The sequence below is a fragment of the Mycolicibacter icosiumassiliensis genome (assembly GCF_900078685.2).
Classification (GTDB): Bacteria; Actinomycetota; Actinomycetes; order Mycobacteriales; family Mycobacteriaceae; genus Mycobacterium; species Mycobacterium icosiumassiliensis.
The window spans coordinates 3,680,116-3,697,097 of record NZ_LT546166.1 but is presented as its reverse complement, the minus strand read 5'-3'; the positions used below and the strand labels follow the sequence as shown (position 1 = coordinate 3,697,097).

Genomic DNA, 16,982 nt, shown 5'->3' with positions numbered 1-16,982 from the left:
CACTGGCAGTGGTGGCTCGACAGCTACCAGTGGATGGTCGGTTCGTTGGTCAGCCAGCTGGAGAGCATCCCCACTTGAGCCCCGTCGCGTCGCTCACCGAGCCCGCGATGCCCACCGATACGCCGGTATTCAACTTCGTCGTGCTGGCGCTGCTTGCCCTGGACGGCGTGCTCTGCGCCGTGGCCACCGCGCTGCTGTTGCCTGCGCACGTCGGCACCGTCCCCTTCCCGCTCAGTGCCCTGATCGGGGGCCTGGTCAACGCCGGTTTGGTGTGGGTGGCGCAGCGCTGCACGTCGTCGCTGCGGTTGGCGGTGCTGCCGCTGTGGACCTGGTTGCTGACCATCGCGCTGATGACCCTCGGCGGTCCGGGGGACGACCTGATCTTCGCCGACCGCGGCGTGATGGCCTATGGCGTGCTGCTGATGATCGTGCTGGGCAGCGCGCCGTCCGGGTGGGTGCTGTGGCGGCGGCGCCAGGCGCTGGCCGCGCCCTCGACGGCCAGGTGACTCGGGCGGACCGTCTAGCCTGGTGTGCGCTCGCCGACCCGGTTGGCGCGGCGGCTACTGTGGCGCTTATGGCATGCGCGAGATTCCGGATGCGGGTGACGCGCGGATGACGAACTCGTCGGCACTGCGCCGCGTCCTGCGACGGGCCCGCGACGGCGTGCTCCTCAACGTCGAGGAAACCGCGATCGCCATGACCGCGCGGGGCGCCGACCTGGCCGACCTGTGTGCGAGCGCGGCCCGGGTCCGAGACGCCGGTTTGGTGTCGGGCGGCCGGCGGGGGCCGGGCGGACGGCTGCCGGTCAGTTACTCGCGCAAGGTGTTCATCCCGGTCACTCACCTGTGCCGTGACACCTGCCACTACTGCACCTTCGTCACCGTGCCCGGCGTGCTGCGGGCGCAGGGCAAGCAGATGTACCTGGGGCCCGACGAGATCCTCGACGTCGCCCGCCGCGGCGCCGAGTTGGGTTGTAAGGAGGCGCTGTTCACCCTGGGGGACCGGCCCGAGGACCGCTGGCCCGAGGCGCGACAGTGGCTCGACGAGCGCGGCTATGACAGCACGCTGGCCTACGTACGGGCGATGGCCATCCGGGTGCTGGAGGAGACCGGCCTGCTGCCGCACCTGAACCCGGGCGTGATGAGCTGGTCGGAGATGTCGCGACTCAAGCCGGTGGCGCCGTCGATGGGGATGATGCTCGAGACCACCTCCCGGCGGCTGTTCGAGACGAAAGGCCTGGCGCACTACGGCAGCCCGGACAAGGATCCGGTGGTGCGGCTGCGCACGCTGGCCGACGCGGGTCGACTCTCGATCCCGTTCACCACCGGGCTGTTGGTCGGCATCGGTGAGACGCTCGCCGAGCGTGCCGACACCGTGCACGCGATCCGTAAGGTGCACAAGGAGTTCGGGCACATTCAGGAAGTCATCGTGCAGAACTTCCGGGCCAAGGAGCACACCGCGATGGCGGCGGTGCCCGACACGGGTTTCGAGGATTTCCTGGCCACGGTGGCGGCGACCCGGCTGGTGCTGGGCCCCAAGATGCGGGTGCAGGCACCGCCCAACCTGGTGTCGGCGCAGGAATGCCTGGCGCTGATCGGCGCCGGGGTGGACGACTGGGGCGGGGTGTCGCCGCTGACCCCCGACCATGTCAATCCCGAGCGGCCCTGGCCGGCACTGGATGATCTGGCCGCGATCACCGAACAAGCCGGCTACGACCTGGTGCAGCGACTGACCGCTCAGCCCGACTACGTGCTTGCCGGCGCCGCCTGGATCGACCCGCGAGTACGCCCGCATGTCGAAGCGCTGGCCGACCCGGACACCGGCTGGGCCCGCGACGTCAATCCGGTCGGGCTGGCCTGGCAGGAGCCCGACGAGGTGGCCTCCACCGGCCGGGTGGATCTGCACACCGCGATTGACGTCGATGGCCGGGCCACGCAGACGCGTAGTGATCTGGGCAGTGCCTTCGGGGACTGGGAGTCGATCCGCGAGCAGATTCATGAGCTGGCGGCTCGTGCCCCCGAACGCGTCGATACCGATGTGCTGGCCGCGCTGCGGTCCGCCGAGCGCGACCCGGCCGGCTGCACCGACGCCGAGTATCTGGCGCTGGCCACCGCGGACGGCCCGGCCCTGGATGCCGTTGCCGCACTGGCCGACTCACTGCGCCGCGACGCCGTCGGCGACGACGTGACCTACGTGGTCAACCGCAATATCAACTTCACCAACATCTGCTACGTCGGCTGCCGGTTCTGCGCGTTCGCCCAGCGCAAGGGCGACGCCGACGCGTTTTCGCTGTCGAACGCCGAGGTGGGCGAACGCGCCTACGAGGCGCACATGGCCGGCGCCACCGAGGTCTGCATGCAGGGCGGCATCGATCCGGAGCTGCCGGTCACCGGCTACGCCGATCTGGTGCGCGCGGTCAAGGCGCGGGTGCCGTCGATGCACGTGCACGCGTTCTCGCCGATGGAGATCACCAACGGGGTGTCCAAGAGCGGCTTGAGCATTCGGGAATGGCTGATCAGCCTGCGTGAGGCCGGCCTGGGCAGCATTCCGGGCACTGCCGCTGAAATCCTCGACGACGAGATCCGCTGGGTGCTGACCAAAGGCAAGCTGCCGACCTCGATGTGGGTTGAGGTGGTCAGCACCGCGCACGAGGTGGGGCTGCGATCCAGTTCCACCATGATGTACGGCCACATCGATTCCCCGCGGCACTGGGTCGGCCACCTGCGGGTCTTGCGCGGCATCCAGGACCGCACCGGTGGTTTCACCGAGTTTGTGCCGTTGCCGTTCGTGCATCAGAGCTCGCCGCTGTACTTGGCCGGCGGGGCGCGGCCCGGCCCGAGTCATCGCGATAACCGCGCGGTGCACGCGTTGGCGCGGATCATGCTGCACGGTCGCATCCCCAACATCCAGACCAGTTGGGTCAAGTTGGGGGTGGAGCGCACCCAGGTGATGCTCAATGGTGGAGCCAACGACCTGGGCGGCACCTTGATGGAGGAGACCATCTCGCGGATGGCCGGCTCCGAGTACGGATCGGCCAAGACGATCGCGGAGCTGACGTCGATCGCCGAGGGTATCGGCCGCCCGGCCCGCCAGCGCGCCACCGACTACGCACCCCTACCGGCCTGACCTACGTACGATTTCGGCGCGGTTTCTCCCGCTGAGCGGGCACTAGCGCGCCGAAATCGCCAGTTATAGCCGGGCGGCCAGTTCGGTGCCCTGCTTGATGGCCCGTTTGGCATCCAGCTCGGCGGCCAGTGCCGCCCCGCCGATGATGTGCGGGTTCACCCCGCGCTCCCGCAGTCCGTCCTCGAGGTCGCGCACCGATTCCTGCCCGGCGCAGATCACCACGTTGTCCACTTCCAACACCTGTGGGCGTGACTTGTTCGGGCCGTAGCTGATGTGCAGCCCGTCGTCGTCGATGCGGTCGTAGTTCACCCCGGAGAGTTGCTGGACGTTCTTGGCTTTCAAGGACGCCCGGTGTACCCAGCCGCTGGTCTTGCCCAACTTGCGGCCTTGGGCACCCGCGGTGCGGGCCAACAGATAGACCTCGCGGGCCGGCGGCGCCGGGTCCGGCGGCAGCAACGCGCCCCGGGCCTCCCACGGGTCGGCGGCGCCCCATTCGGCCTTCCACTCTTTCAAGTGCAGGGTCGGCGAGGAGTCGGGTGAATCCAGGACCAGGAATTCGCTGACGTCGAAACCGATCCCGCCGGCGCCTACCACCGCCACCGAGGTGCCCACCGGTCGGCCCGCGATCGCTTCGGCATAGGACATCACCATCGGATGCTCGATGCCCGGGATCTGCGGGATTCGTGGTCTGACCCCGGTGGCCAGCACCACTTCGTCGAAGCCGGTCAGCTCGTCGACGTGGGCGCGGCTGCCCAGACGTACGGTAACGGCGTATTTGTCCAGCATGGTGGTGTAGTAGCGGATCGTCCCGGCGAACTCTTCTTTGCCGGGAATCCTTCTGGCCAAGTCGAATTGGCCGCCGATGAAATCATGTGCCTCGAACAGCGTCACCTCGTGGCCGCGTTCGGCGGCCGACACCGCCGCCGACAACCCAGCCGGCCCGGCGCCCACCACCGCGATGCGTCGGCGCCGCGGAGCCGGACCGAGCATCAGCGTGGTTTCGTGACCGGCTCGGGGATTGACCAGGCAGGAGACCTTCTTGTGCACGAAGGCATGGTCCAGGCAGGCCTGATTGCAGGCGATGCAGGTATTGATCTCGGCGGCGCGGCCGTCGGCGGCCTTGCGCACCCAGTCCGGGTCGGCCAGCATCGGGCGGGCCATCGAGATCAGGCGCACCGAGGTCTCGGCCAGGACCTGCTCGGCGGCCTGCGGCATGTTGATCCGGTTGGACGCCACCACCGGGATCGTGACGTGATCGGCGACGGCGCTGCTGATGTCGACGAACGCATTGCCCGGGACCGATGTCACGATGGTCGGCACCCGCGCTTCGTGCCAGCCGAAGCCGGAGTTGATCATGGTGGCGCCGGCCGCCTCGACTTCGGTTGCCAGCGTGAGGATCTCCTCCCAGCTCTGGCCATCCTCGACATAGTCGGCCATCGACATCCGATAGCAGATGATGAAGTCGTCGCCGACGGCCGCGCGGGTGCGAGCGACGATCTGCACCGGGAAGCGGCGCCGATTGGCAGCACTGCCGCCGTATGCGTCGGATCGCTTGTTGGTGCACGGTGCCAGGAACTGGTTCAGCAGGTAGCCCTCGCTGCCCATGATCTCCACGCCGTCATAACCGGCCTCGCGTGCCAGTTCGGCGGCTCGGGCGAAGTCGGCGATCGTCGACTCGGCCCCGCGCGTGGTCAACGCCCGCGGCCGGAACGGGTTGATCGGTGCCTTGATGCTCGACGCACTGACCGAAAACGGGTGGTAGGCATAGCGTCCCGCGTGCAGAATCTGCAGCGCGATCTTGCCGCCGGCATCGTGCACGGCGTCGGTGATGCGCCGATGGCGTCGCGCGTCGGCGCGGGTGGTCATTGCCGAGGCGAACGGCAGCAGCCAACCCGACCGGTTCGGGGCGTATCCGCCGGTGATGATCAGCCCCACGCCGCCGCGGGCGCGGGCCGCGAAGTACTCGGCCAGTTTGGCGGTGTCGCTGGCGCGGTCTTCCAGGCCGGTGTGCATCGAACCCATCACCACCCGGTTGGCCAGGGTCGTGAAACCCAGGTCCAGTGGCGAGAGCAACAGCGGGTATGGGCTGGTGGATTCTGTTGTCATCGTGCCCCCTTCACCTCAGTGCCTGCTCGACCTCGTCGAGCCAGTCGATCGCGCTTTCCTCGGCACGAATGCCGCCGCGCAACACCAGGTACTGGTGCAGCGCGGCGCCTGTCAGTGAGCGGGGATCCGGGAACTGCTTCTTCTCCAGTGCGCGGTAGACGTCCAATCGCTCGCCGCGTTCGGCCCGCAGGTCGACGGCCTGCGCGCGCACCGCGGCGCGGTCGCTGCGGCCGGCGCCGCGGATCTTGACCGCCAGTTCACGCAGCCGGTTGTCCACCACCGAGCTGCCGCGCCCGGCCAGCGGGGCCGCGATCCAGCGCGCCAACTCCGCGCGGCCGGCCTCGGCGACGGTGTAGACCTTCTTGTCCGGGCGGCCCTGCTGCGCCACCTCGGTGACCTGCACCCAGCCATCGGCCTCCATGGTGCGCAGGGTCCGGTAGATCTGCTGGTGAGTGGCGCTCCAGAAGTAGCCGATCGAGCGGTCGAAGCGGTGTGCGAGCTCATAGCCCGAACCCGACTGCTCGCTCAGCGACACCAGGATCACGTGGGGAAGTGCCACACGGGGCAGCATAGGCAGCGGTCAGCCTCCTATGCAACTTGTTGCACAGCAACTGAGTGCATAGCCATGGCCTGCCGGGCCGTGGTGGTCGCGACGCCGCAGCGACCTCTACTATCAGGACCGATGAATCCGCCCTGCGTCGCCGCAGCCTCGTGAGTCCCGTGCGCGGCGGCAGATCGGCCGCACTGCCGACTTTTCCGTGGGACACCCTGGCCGAGGCGACGGCGCTGGCCAAGGCGCACCCCGACGGCATCGTGGACCTGTCCGTCGGTACCCCGGTCGACCCGGTCGCGCCGGTGATCCGCGAGGCACTGGCTGCGGCCTCCTCGGCGCCCGGGTATCCGACCACCGCCGGCACTGCGGCGTTGCGCGCCTCGGCGGTCGCCGCCCTGCAGCGGCGCTATGGGATCACCGGGCTGGCCGAGTCGGCGGTGCTGCCGGTCATCGGCACCAAGGAACTCATCGCCTGGCTGCCGAGCCTGCTCGGCCTGGGCCACGAGGATGTGGTCGTGGTGCCCGAGCTGGCCTACCCGACCTACGAGGTAGGCGCCCGGCTGGCCGGGGCCCGATGGGTGCGCAGCGATACCCCGCACCTACTCGACGGTCCGCCGCCGGCCCTGGTGTACCTGAATTCGCCGAGCAACCCGACCGGGGCGATCGCGACCGCCGACGAGCTGCGCGCCGTCGTGGGCTGGGCCCGCGAACACGACGTTCTGGTGGTCTCCGACGAGTGCTACCTCGGGTTGGGCTGGGAGGACACCGCACCACTGTCGGTGCTGCACCCGGCGGTGTGCGACGGGGATCATCGCGGCCTGCTGGCGGTGCATTCGCTGTCGAAGACCTCCTCGCTGGCGGGCTACCGGGCCGGTTTCGTCGGCGGGGACGACGCGGTGGTGGCCGAGTTGCTTGCGGTACGCAAACACGCCGGGATGATGGTGCCCACTCCGATTCAGGCGGCCATGGTCGCCGCCCTCGACGACGACGCCCACGAACACGAGCAGCGTGAGCGCTACGCCCGCCGCCGCGCGACACTGCTGCCGGCGATGCAGGCGGCCGGGTTCACCATCGAGTTGTCTCAGGGCGGGCTCTACCTGTGGGCCACCCGCGGCGAGGCGTGCCGCAGCACCGTCGACTGGCTGGCCCAGCGCGGCATCCTGGTGGCGCCCGGCGAGTTCTACGGACCGGCCGGCGCGCAGTACGTGCGGGTGGCGCTTACCGCCACCGACGAGCGGATCGCCGCGGCGGTCGGCCGGCTGGGTTAGCCTGCCGGCGCACCGCACTCGCCGGTGAGGATCCGCTCGATTGCGTCGTGCTCGGCCTGGGTCACCCAGAGGCCGTAGCCGGACTTCACCGCGACGATCCGGGACACGTAGGCGCAGCGGTAGGCCTTGTTGGGCGGCAGCCAGGTAGCCGCGTCGCCGTCGCCCTTCTGCTCGTTGATCGGACCGCTGGTGGCCTGCAGGTTCAGCGGATCGTTGGCGAAGTTGCGCCGGGTGAGCTCATCCCAGCCCTGGGCGCCCTTCTGCCAGGCATCGGACAACGCCACCACATGGTCGATCTGCACCGCCTTCGAGGTGCCCGGACCTCGCTGGAAGGCGATGGCGCTACCGGTGTAGGGATCGTTCAAGACACCCGATGCCACCACGCAGTCGGCGGTGCCGGGCTTGATCTCGATGTCGACCAGGTCGCGGCGCAGGATGTCGTTGCGGGTGTCGCAGCCGTTGTGCCCGCCGAGCACCGTGACATCGTCGCTCCAGGCCTGGCCGAACAGGGCGCGCCAGTAGCCGGTCTTGGGCGCGCGGCCCTTGATCGGCAGCGCGTCGAGCATGGCCAGCTCGGCCGGGCCGTCGGCGGCGCCGACCGCAGCCGGGTCCGCGGCGGCGGCCGGTGCCACCATCAGCAGGGTCGCCGCGAGCGCGGCAAAATAGCCCGGCCACCTGCGTCGCTGGTCGACCACGGCACCTCCAGTCCGCATGAACCCGGTGGTTCAGCGAGGCTCGACGAAGGAGAGGCGAAGCTGGGACCGCCGCATGAACCGGTGAACAGTCGCGGACGCTACCACCCAGCCCCGACACGATCGATGCGCGCTGATCGCCGCGCGCCATAGGCTAAGCGGATGCGCATCCATCCCGAGGTCGCCGATGCGTTGACCGCCGGCCGGGCCGTGGTGGCGCTGGAAAGCACGATCATCAGCCACGGTCTGCCACGCCCGGACAATCTGCGCATCGCCCGCGCCATCGAGCACACCGTGCGCTCGGCAGGCGCAGTACCGGCCACCATCGCGATCATCGACGGCCAGCCGCACATCGGCCTCGACGATGACGCGCTGCACCGCATCGCCACCGGTGGCACGGCGATCAAAGTCAGCGTCCGAGAGATCGCGATGCTGGCCGCGGTCGCCGGCGACGGTGCAACCACGGTCGCTGCGACCGCGCATCTGGCAGCGGCGGTCGGCATCACGGTGTTCGCCACCGGTGGGTTGGGCGGTGTGCATCGCGACGCGCAGGACAGCTACGACGAGTCCGCAGACCTGACCACGCTGTCGCGCACCCCGGTGTTGGTGGTGTGTTCGGGCGTGAAGTCGATTCTGGACATCGGCGCAACGTTGGAGCGGTTGGAGACGCTGTCGGTGGGGGTGATCGGCTACCGCACCGACCGCTTCCCGGCGTTCTACCTGGCCGACTCCGGCTACCCGCTCGACTGGTGGGTGCAGACGCCGAAACAGGCTGCCGCGGTGCTGCGGGCTCGCGACCGGCTGGGCACCGACGGTTACGGGCTGGTGCTGGCCAACCCGATCCCCACCGACGCCGAGCTGGACCGCGAGCTGCATGACCGGGTGCTGGCCGATGGGCTGGCCGCCGCCCGGGCCGCGGACGTACACGGCAAGGACGTGACCCCGTTCTTGCTCGACTACTTCCACCGTGAGACACACGGGGCGTCGGTGTCCGCCAACGTCGCTCTGGTGCTGGCCAATGCGCGGCTGGCCGCCGAGGTCGCCGTGGCTTACGCGGGCACCTAGGGCCCGTCTTCACGCCAGCGCAGCGCGTCGAGTGCGACCGCGACACTGACGCTGCTTTCGGCCAGCGGCCGAGGTAATAATTCCTCGGCTTGGGAAATCCTGCGCAACAACGTGTTTCGGTGAGTAAACAGACGCTCGGCGGCTCGAGAACCGTTGCATTGTTCGTGGACGTAGACCAGGACGGCTTCCTGGAGTTCCCGGTCGGCAGCAGCGAAATCACCGAGGGTGTGCTTGATGAATCGATCGGCCTGGCTCGCGTCCGAGGTAACCAGCGCGACGAGTTCGATATCGGCGAAGCTGGCGACCTGCGTGGACGAGCGCCGATTCATCATCATGCGCTGGGTGGCGACCGCGTCGAGATGACTGCGCCGGAAGCCTTCCACGCCGGTTGCCGGGATGCCCAGCGCGATCCGGACGCCGGGAAGCTTGCCGACCGCTGCCGAAATCGTTGGCACGTCGAGGCTTCCGACACCAGGCAGCCACACCCATCGGGTAGCGGGGCCGATCCGTACCGACAAGATCGGGCGCACGTCCGGTGTGGGCCATAACGCCTCTATAGCGCGGTCCAGGTCAATCGGATCGATGTTGGCCTCGTCGCCCCAGACGATGGCCGCAGTGTGCTGTTGGCCCAGGTGGTAGCCGAGCTGGGCTGCGGCGTGTCGGTGGATGGCCTTGCCACTGAGGATCTGCGCGATGATCTGCCGGCGTTCGGCATGCACTTCGCTGGCGAGTTCGTCTCGTTCGATCTGTAGGTGCCGGTAGACCTCGGTGACCGTGGCGTCGATGAATGAAGTCATGGACAGCGCTGAAACCTCGAGCAGCTCGCGCAGCTCGGCCGGGTCCGAGGTCAACTCGAAAGCGATCTGCATCCAAAACTGCCAGGCCATGTTCTGCCCGAGCCGGTAGGCGTCTACCGACGTCGGCGACCTCAGGCCGCGGCGTGCGATGCCGCGTGCGATGTCCGAGAGCTCACCGGTATTCGCCGCTACCGGCTCACCCGGACGGCTGATATTGGCGGCCGCCCAGTGCAGCAGGGTGGACCAGATTCCTCGGCGGATGGCCGCGGCCAGGATCGGATCGCCGCCGATGACCTGCATGTATTCCGATTCGAGCGTTGCCCGCTGCAACTCATCGACTTGGTCCGGGGCCATGTTCACCATCATTTCGGCCCCTCGGCGCATCAGATCGCGGATCTGCTTCGAGGGTCGCTTCCACACCGGCGCAGCGTAGCGGAGGTAGTGCATTGTGCACTTCCAAAAAGTGCAAATTGGTGCGCAATGGTCTTGTTCGGGGCCGCCGACCTGCCCAATTATTGACCGGTCGTCGATCCTAAGGAAATCTCATGTCGTTAGCACTTCGCTCCTACGTCACCTCAGGCGTCTGCCTGGTGGGCGCCGGCCTGGTCGCGGTCACTCCGATCGCGCCCGCTCCGTCGGCAACACAGCTGCAGGCGGTGCGGCTGCTCGCCGGTAACGCAGTGGACGCGGCGAATAACCTGGTAGGACTGGTCGTCGGCGGTACCGGCACCCCGATCCCGCAGGACTCGGCGAAGTTCCCCGACTACGTGCAGCAGGCCAACGACCTGTTCATCCAACGGATCCTGCCCGGTGCGGAGTCTCAGGGTGTGTTTACCCCCGAGGGTGGCTCGCCGATCTATACCGGCGTCAAGAGCCTGACATTCGATCAGTCGTTCGCCCAGGGCACCACGATGCTCAAAACCTATATCGAAGACAGCGTCGCAGCGGGTAACACCGTCGCGGTTTACGGGGAGTCCCAGAGCTCAACAATCTCTGGAATGGTGATGCCGCAACTCGAGCAGGACGGCGTCGCCGCCGACGCGGTGAAGTTCGTGTTGGTGGGCAATCCGAGCAACCCCGACGGCGGGCTGCTGGAACGGTTCGCCCCGCTGAGTCTGCCTGCGCTGGGTATCACCTTCGACGGTGCAACCCCGGCAGACTCGATCTACCAGACCGACATCTACACCCAGGAGTACGACGGCTTCGCCGACTTCCCGAAGTACACGCTGAATGCCTTGGCCGACCTCAATGCGGTCCTGGGCCTGCTCTATGTCCACCCCACCTACCGGCTGCTTACCCCCGATCAGATCGACCATGCCATCCAGCTGCCCACGACCGAGGGCTACGACGGGAACACCACCTACTACATGATCCCGATGGCCGACGATCAGGTGCTGCCGCTGCTGCGCCTGTTCGAAGGCATCCCCCTGATCGGCAAGCCCCTGGTCGACCTGCTCAACCCGGCCCTGACGCAGATCGTCAACCTGGGTTACGACAACCCTGACAATCAGGGTTGGGATGTCGGTCAGGCCAATGTGCCCACCACGTTTGGGCTGTTTCCGTCGATCGAGCAGTTGACCACGGCGATGAACAATATGGGTCCGGCTCTGCAGGAAGGCTTCCAGGCGTTCCTCAACGATCTGACGCATCCGGCGTCGACGGCCGACTCGTCGGGAGGGTTGTCCGATCTGTTCGCGGGTAGCGGCGCCGGCGGTTCCTTGCCGAGCTTCAGCGACATCGTCAACGGGTTGACGTCGGCGTTCTCCCAGGGCTACTCGACGCTGCTGCCCACGGCCGACATCCTCACGTCGCTGTTGGTCAACATGCCGGCCTACGACCTGAACATGTTCGCCGAGAACATCTTCAGTGACCCGCTCCAGGCCCTCGTGGGGCCGCTGGCCGCTGACACCGGGCTGGTCACGGCCGCGGTCGGCATCGAGTTCATGGTGCTGGAGCAGACCCTGACGTCGATCTCAGGCGACCTGTCCGGCATCTTCTGACCGGCGCCGCATCGGGGCGAACCGGGGGACAGCTGAATCAGGAGCGCGGCCGCGTATCTGGGCGCATCCTGGGTTATGGACGCCATCACCGAAGTGCCGGTTCCGGTCAACGAGCCGGTCCATGACTATGCCCCGGACTCGGCGGAGCGCACCCGGCTGCGTACCGCACTGGCTGAGCTCACCGACCAACCACGCGACGTGCCGCACGTCATCGCCGGCCGGCATCGGATGGGCGATGGTGCGCGCATCGACATCGTCCAACCGCACCGGCGCGCCGCGGTGCTGGGCGCGCTGACCAACGCTACCCACGCGGACGCCGCCGCGGCGGTCGAAGCCGCCGCCGCGGCCAAGAACGACTGGGCGGCAACCCCGTTCGACGAGCGTGCGGCCATCTTCCTGCGGGCCGCCGACCTGCTGGCCGGCCCGTGGCGGGAGACCATCGCCGCCGCGGGCATGCTCGGCCAGTCCAAGACCGCCTACCAGGCCGAGATCGACGCGCCGTGCGAACTCATCGACTTCTGGCGGTTCAACGTCGCGTTCGCCCGTCAGATCCTGACGCAGCAACCGATCAGCAGCCCCGGAGTGTGGAACCGCACCGACTATCGGCCGCTGGACGGGTTCGTCTACGCCATCACCCCGTTCAACTTCTCCTCGATCGCAGGTAACCTGCCCACGGCGCCGGCGCTGATGGGCAACACGGTGATCTGGAAGCCGTCCGTCACCCAGAGCCTCGCCGCGTACCTGACCATGCAGCTGTTGGAGGAGGCCGGGCTGCCGCCGGGGGTGATCAACCTACTCACCGGTGACGGTTACGCGGTTTCCGAGGTGGCGCTGGCGGATTCGCGGCTGGCCGGAATCCACTTCACCGGCTCGACGGAGACTTTCCGCGCGCTGTGGCGTCAGGTGGGTGCCAACATCGACCGGTACGACAGCTATCCACGACTGGTCGGGGAGACCGGTGGCAAGGACTTCGTGGTGGCGCATGCGTCGGCGCGGCCGGACGTGCTGCGTACTGCGCTGATTCGCGGCGCCTTCGACTACCAGGGGCAGAAGTGCTCGGCTGCCTCGCGGGCCTACGTCCCCCGCTCGCTGTGGCGACGATGCGGCGACGACCTGCTGGCCGCGACGGCGCAGCTGCGCTACGGCGACGTCACCGACCTGACGAACTTCGGTGGCGCGCTCATCGACGGGCGGGCGTTTGCCAAGAACGTGCGCGCCATCGAGCGCGCCAAGGCCGCCCCCGGTGTCGAGGTGGCGGTCGGCGGTGACTACGACGACAGCGTGGGCTATTTCGTGCGGCCCACGGTGCTGCTCGCCGAGGATCCGACCGACGAGATGTTCAGCACGGAATACTTCGGCCCGCTGCTGTCGGTGTACGTCTATTCCGACGGGCATTACGAGCGGATTCTCGACCTCATCGACAGCGGATCGCGCTACGCGCTGACCGGGGCGGTCATCGCCGAGGACCGGCATGCGGTGCGTACCGCGCTACGGCGGCTGCGGTTCGCCGCCGGGAACTTCTACGTCAACGACAAACCGACCGGTGCGGTGGTGGGGCAGCAGCCCTTTGGTGGCTCGCGCAACTCGGGCACCAACGACAAGGCGGGTTCGCCGCTGAACCTACTGCGCTGGACGTCGGCGCGAACGATCAAAGAGTCCTTCGTTCCGCCCACCGAGCACGGTTACCCGCACATGGCGGCGCCCTGAACCTGATACCCTGGGGGGTATGGGTCATTACCAGGAAGTCCTCAACGAGCTGAACCCGCAGCATCGCGACCTTCGGCAGCAGATCCCCGGCGTCTACCAAGCGTTCGGCGAAATGAGCAAGGCCACGTTCGAATCCGGCGCCTTGGAGCGCAAGGTCAAAGAGCTGATGGCGATGGCGATGGGCGTGGTGCAGGGTTGCGACGGATGCATCGCCTCACACGCACGGGCGGCGGCACGCGCCGGCGCAACCAAGCAGGAGGCCGCCGAGGCCATCGGCGTCAGCATTCTCATGCACGGCGGGCCGGCCACCATCTACGGGGCCCGTGCCTACACGGCGTTCTGCGAATTCGCCGACGCCACGGACTGACGATTCCGGGTCGAGCCGGCCGGGCTAGCGGCCGATCACCCGGGCGATGCAGATCTCCGGTTCGACGAACGGTTCCAACTCCGCGCTGCCGCCGGGAGCGTTGTCGGCGTTGAGCAGCCCCCACAGCAGGCCCCGGTGCATGGCGCAGCCGACTTCCGGGTGCGTCCGCGCCAAGTCGCGAACCGGACACGCGTGCAGCAGGATCGTGCGTTGGCTGCCGTCGCCGTCTTCGGCCGCGGCGAGTTCCGCGCCGAACCCCATTCGCGCGAAGATCCCCGCGATCCGGTCGGCGCACTCGTCGATGCCGGCGTCGGGGGCCGATTCGTCCGGAGTGCCGGGCCCCTCGGCAACGGATTCGTCGGCGGCCAAGATCCGGTCGGCCCAGCGTTGGCCTGCCAGTTCGGCACGCTGCTGGCGCTCGGCGGCGGTCTCACCGAGCTCCATCGCCAATATCTCGGCCAGGTTGCGGTAATCCAACCGGTCGCGGACCGCCAGGTAGCCGGTGCGGGGCCGCCCGACGCCGCCACTTTTGATCCGGGTCCGGGCGACCGCCCCGTCCTCACACAAGGCATCGAGGTGGAATCGCACCGTGGTGACATGCAGGTTCATCCGCTCGGCGAGCTCAGCGGCGTCGACTGCGCCACTGGCGGCGCCCACCAACCGCAGCACCCGTTCCCGTTGCTGGTTGCGTGGCAACCGCTGACTGCGAGCGGTGCCGCGCCGCGGGACGGACTGGTCGTGCATGGGAGTACCTCTCCTTGAGGAGTTGCCCACAAATTTAGGGGAACCAATTCGTTGATACCACTTATTGCGGTCGGCTGCCGTTCGGTCGGCCGGCCGGGCACCCGCTGCTGACCGGGTAACGTCCCCGAGATGCTGCTGACGTCGCTGGCTGCCGACGACTCGAACGCCTCGGACATCGCCGATGCGGTGCGTATCGACAACACCCTACTGAGCCGTGCCGAGTTGAGTGCCGCTTCCGCGGCAGTGCTCGAAGATCTTGCCGGGGCGCCGACAGTCGCGGTACTGGCCACCCCCACGGCGCAGACCGTGCTGGCGGTCACCGGCTGTCTGCTCGCCGGAGTACCGGTAGTACCGGTCCCCGCTGACGTCGGCGTCGCTGAACGCCAGCACATCCTGCGGGACTCGGGTGCGCAGGCCTGGCTGGGGGAGCGGCCCGAGGACCTCGCCGGCCTGCCGCACTTTCCGGCGCGCGCCGGCTCGTCGCACCAGCTGCCTGAGCCGGTGGATTCAGGCGACACCGCGTTGATCATCTACACCTCCGGCACCACCGGCCCGCCCAAAGGTGTGCAGCTGAGCCGGCGGGCGCTGGCCGCGGACCTCGACGCGCTGGCGCAGGCCTGGCAGTGGAGCCCCGATGACGTGCTGGTGCACGGCTTGCCGCTGTACCACGTGCACGGCTTGGTCTTGGGCCTACTGGGCTCGTTGCGGGTGGGCAACCGCTTCGTGCACACCGGAAAGCCGACGCCGGAGGCGTACGCAGCCGCACGCGGCACGCTGTATTTCGGGGTGCCCACCGTGTGGTCTCGGGTGGTGGCCGACGCGGGCGCCGCCGCAGCGCTGCGGCCCGCTCGGCTGTTGGTCTCGGGCAGCGCGGCGCTGCCGGTCCCGGTGTTCGACGCCCTCGTCGCCCAGACCGGTCACGCCCCGATCGAGCGGTATGGCAGCACCGAATCGCTGATCACGGTGAGCACCCGGGTCGACGGTGAGCGCCGCCCAGGATGGGTGGGTCTGCCGTTGCACGGGGTGCAGACCAAGCTTGTCGCCGATGACGGCGGCCCGGTGCCGCACGACGGGGCGACGATCGGGCGGCTCGCGGTGCGCGGGCCGACGCTGTTCAACGGTTACCTCAACCGGCCCGACGCCACCGCCGAAGCGTTCGACGCCGATGGGTGGTACCGCACCGGGGACGTGGGGGTTATCGACGGCGACGGCATGCATCGGATCGTCGGCCGCGAATCGGTCGATCTGATCAAGTCCGGTGGTTTCCGGGTCGGGGCTGGTGAGATCGAGACGGCGTTGCTGGGCCATCCCGCGGTTTCTGAAGTAGCCGTCGTCGGATTGCCCGACGAAGACCTGGGCCAGCGGATCGTGGCGTTCGTCGTCGCCTCGGCGGACCGCCCGGCGCAGCCGAGCGAATTGATCGACTATGTCGGTCAACAGCTTTCGGCGCACAAGCGGCCTCGCGAGGTACGGCTGGTAGATGCCCTGCCGCGCAACGCGATGGGGAAGGTGCTCAAGAAGGCGCTGCTGACGTAGGCTCCGCTTGCGCGAATCGAAACCAGAAGGGTGGCCCTGTGAAGCCTAGGAAGCGATTCAGTCTCGCCGCTGTCACCGTCCTCGCCAGCGCGACGGTCCTACTCGGTGGATGCTCGGAGGTGGACAAGGTCATCAACAAGGGCGGCGACACCACGTGCGGAGAGTTCAACGGCCACACCGACCAGAAGCAGCGCTCCGAAATCTCCAAGATGCTCAAGGACTCCAAGGGCGGCGAGCCGTCGAACCTGGAGCTGTCGGGCACGCAGGTGGCGGTCAGCGCGTACTGCAAGACGATCGGGAAAGACAGCGACAAGATCAGCCGGGCGATGCTGTAGCGCTCATCTCATTCGCGGCTGCGGTCACCGCAGGGGCCTGCCGGTTCCCAGCTTCGCATCGCGCACTCGACTCCGTCGTCATCGAGTGCGGCCACCGGCAGCGGCAATTGGTCACTGCGGCAGCGCATACCGTCGATAAGGATGGCCACGTAACGACGCCACAGCTCGGCGTCGAGATGGCCGGCGAACTCGCTCACCGTGCCGGCCAGCAGTCCGAAGATCGGCATGTCGGTATCGGACAGTTCGGGGCGCAGCCGACCGTCGCTGCGTGCTCGTTCGACGAGCCGCTTCTGAAGAGGAATGAGTCGCTCCTGGGCGGCTGTCACGCGATCGCCGCCGTATGACTTGCTGAAGGCGATCTCCCGCAATCCGCGGTCGGTCGCGGTGATCTCACACATCTGCTCGACGTACCACACGAACCCCTGCCAGGGATCTGGTTGTTGCAGAGCTGTTCCCGCCAAATCCGTCAGCTGGTTCAGGCCGTCTTCGAAGATCGCCTCGAGCAGCTCATCCTTGCTGGCGAACCTTCGGTAGACGGTGCCCACTCCTACGCCCGCATGGTGCGCGACGTCGTTGAGGTTGGGCTCGAGCCCCTTGCCGGCGAACAGGTCACGAGCTGCTTCCAGGATGCGCTTCCTATTGCGCTCGGCGTCCTTGCGCAACGGGCGGTCCGTCGTCTCACTCAC

The 16,982-nt window shown here is 68.0% G+C and carries 14 protein-coding genes and 1 pseudogene; 9 read left to right on the top strand and 6 right to left on the bottom strand.

What is annotated here, in order from left to right:
• The first annotated feature begins 107 nt into the window (after positions 1-107).
• Together BN4346_RS41560 and BN4346_RS41555 are read left to right on the top strand one after the other, a co-directional pair.
• The gene (locus BN4346_RS41560) at positions 108-506 is read left to right on the top strand and encodes a hypothetical protein (protein WP_067975773.1); all 399 of its coding nucleotides are present in this window, start codon (positions 108-110) and stop codon (positions 504-506) included.
• A 73-nt stretch (positions 507-579) separates the two neighbouring features.
• Complete coding sequence (locus BN4346_RS41555) at positions 580-3,126, top strand: bifunctional FO biosynthesis protein CofGH (protein WP_067975514.1); 2,547 nt, start codon at positions 580-582, stop codon at positions 3,124-3,126.
• A 63-nt stretch (positions 3,127-3,189) separates the two neighbouring features.
• Here BN4346_RS41555 and BN4346_RS41550 read toward each other — a convergent pair whose 3' ends face one another.
• Complete coding sequence (locus BN4346_RS41550) at positions 3,190-5,232, bottom strand: NADPH-dependent 2,4-dienoyl-CoA reductase (protein WP_067975511.1); 2,043 nt, start codon at positions 5,230-5,232, stop codon at positions 3,190-3,192.
• A 10-nt stretch (positions 5,233-5,242) separates the two neighbouring features.
• Complete coding sequence (locus tag BN4346_RS41545) at positions 5,243-5,791, bottom strand: PadR family transcriptional regulator (protein ID WP_067975770.1); 549 nt, start codon at positions 5,789-5,791, stop codon at positions 5,243-5,245.
• A 161-nt stretch (positions 5,792-5,952) separates the two neighbouring features.
• Between BN4346_RS41545 and dapC the strand changes: the two genes are divergently transcribed.
• Positions 5,953-7,053 (top strand): succinyldiaminopimelate transaminase, encoded by a 1,101-nt coding sequence (gene dapC, locus BN4346_RS41540; RefSeq protein ID WP_067975767.1) that lies wholly within the window; start codon positions 5,953-5,955, stop codon positions 7,051-7,053.
• A gap of 2 nt (positions 7,054-7,055) precedes the next feature.
• Here the strand turns inward: dapC and BN4346_RS41535 are convergent.
• Positions 7,056-7,688 (bottom strand): annotated as a pseudogene (locus tag BN4346_RS41535) (HNH endonuclease family protein); the annotation flags it as partial.
• A 219-nt stretch (positions 7,689-7,907) separates the two neighbouring features.
• On the opposite strand from BN4346_RS41535, the gene BN4346_RS41530 reads away from it, so the two are divergent.
• A complete protein-coding gene (locus BN4346_RS41530; protein WP_067975508.1) occupies positions 7,908-8,810 on the top strand; it encodes a pseudouridine-5'-phosphate glycosidase in 903 nt (300 codons plus the stop codon).
• Here BN4346_RS41530 and BN4346_RS41525 read toward each other — a convergent pair.
• Positions 8,807-10,027: a PucR family transcriptional regulator gene (locus BN4346_RS41525; protein WP_235653687.1), complete on the bottom strand. Its 1,221-nt coding sequence runs from the start codon at positions 10,025-10,027 to the stop codon at positions 8,807-8,809. The genes BN4346_RS41530 and BN4346_RS41525 overlap by 4 nt on opposite strands.
• 125 nt (positions 10,028-10,152) lie before the next feature.
• Here BN4346_RS41525 and BN4346_RS41520 point away from each other — a divergent pair, with 125 nt between their 5' ends.
• The 3 genes from BN4346_RS41520 (at position 10,153) to BN4346_RS41510 (ending at position 13,681) form a co-directional block, all read left to right on the top strand.
• Positions 10,153-11,607, top strand: a complete 1,455-nt coding sequence (locus tag BN4346_RS41520; RefSeq protein ID WP_067975500.1) for a PE-PPE domain-containing protein — start codon at positions 10,153-10,155, stop codon at positions 11,605-11,607.
• A gap of 75 nt (positions 11,608-11,682) precedes the next feature.
• A complete protein-coding gene (gene pruA, locus BN4346_RS41515) occupies positions 11,683-13,314 on the top strand; it encodes an L-glutamate gamma-semialdehyde dehydrogenase (RefSeq protein ID WP_067975497.1) in 1,632 nt (543 codons plus the stop codon).
• Between the two features lie 19 nt (positions 13,315-13,333).
• Positions 13,334-13,681, top strand: coding sequence for a carboxymuconolactone decarboxylase family protein (locus BN4346_RS41510; protein WP_067975495.1), 348 nt, complete (start codon positions 13,334-13,336; stop codon positions 13,679-13,681).
• A gap of 24 nt (positions 13,682-13,705) precedes the next feature.
• Here BN4346_RS41510 and BN4346_RS41505 read toward each other — a convergent pair whose 3' ends face one another.
• On the bottom strand, positions 13,706-14,425 hold the full coding sequence (locus tag BN4346_RS41505) for a helix-turn-helix transcriptional regulator (RefSeq protein WP_067975493.1): 720 nt from the start codon (positions 14,423-14,425) through the stop codon (positions 13,706-13,708).
• Positions 14,426-14,554: 129 nt separating this feature from the next.
• Between BN4346_RS41505 and BN4346_RS41500 the strand changes: the two genes are divergently transcribed.
• Both BN4346_RS41500 and BN4346_RS41495 read left to right on the top strand, forming a co-directional pair.
• A complete protein-coding gene (locus BN4346_RS41500) occupies positions 14,555-15,961 on the top strand; it encodes an acyl-CoA synthetase (RefSeq protein WP_067975490.1) in 1,407 nt (468 codons plus the stop codon).
• A 38-nt stretch (positions 15,962-15,999) separates the two neighbouring features.
• Positions 16,000-16,296, top strand: coding sequence for a hypothetical protein (locus BN4346_RS41495; protein WP_067975486.1), 297 nt, complete (start codon positions 16,000-16,002; stop codon positions 16,294-16,296).
• 8 nt (positions 16,297-16,304) lie between these two features.
• Here the strand turns inward: BN4346_RS41495 and BN4346_RS41490 are convergent, their stop codons facing one another.
• Positions 16,305-16,982: a TetR/AcrR family transcriptional regulator gene (locus BN4346_RS41490; protein WP_096867721.1), complete on the bottom strand. Its 678-nt coding sequence runs from the start codon at positions 16,980-16,982 to the stop codon at positions 16,305-16,307.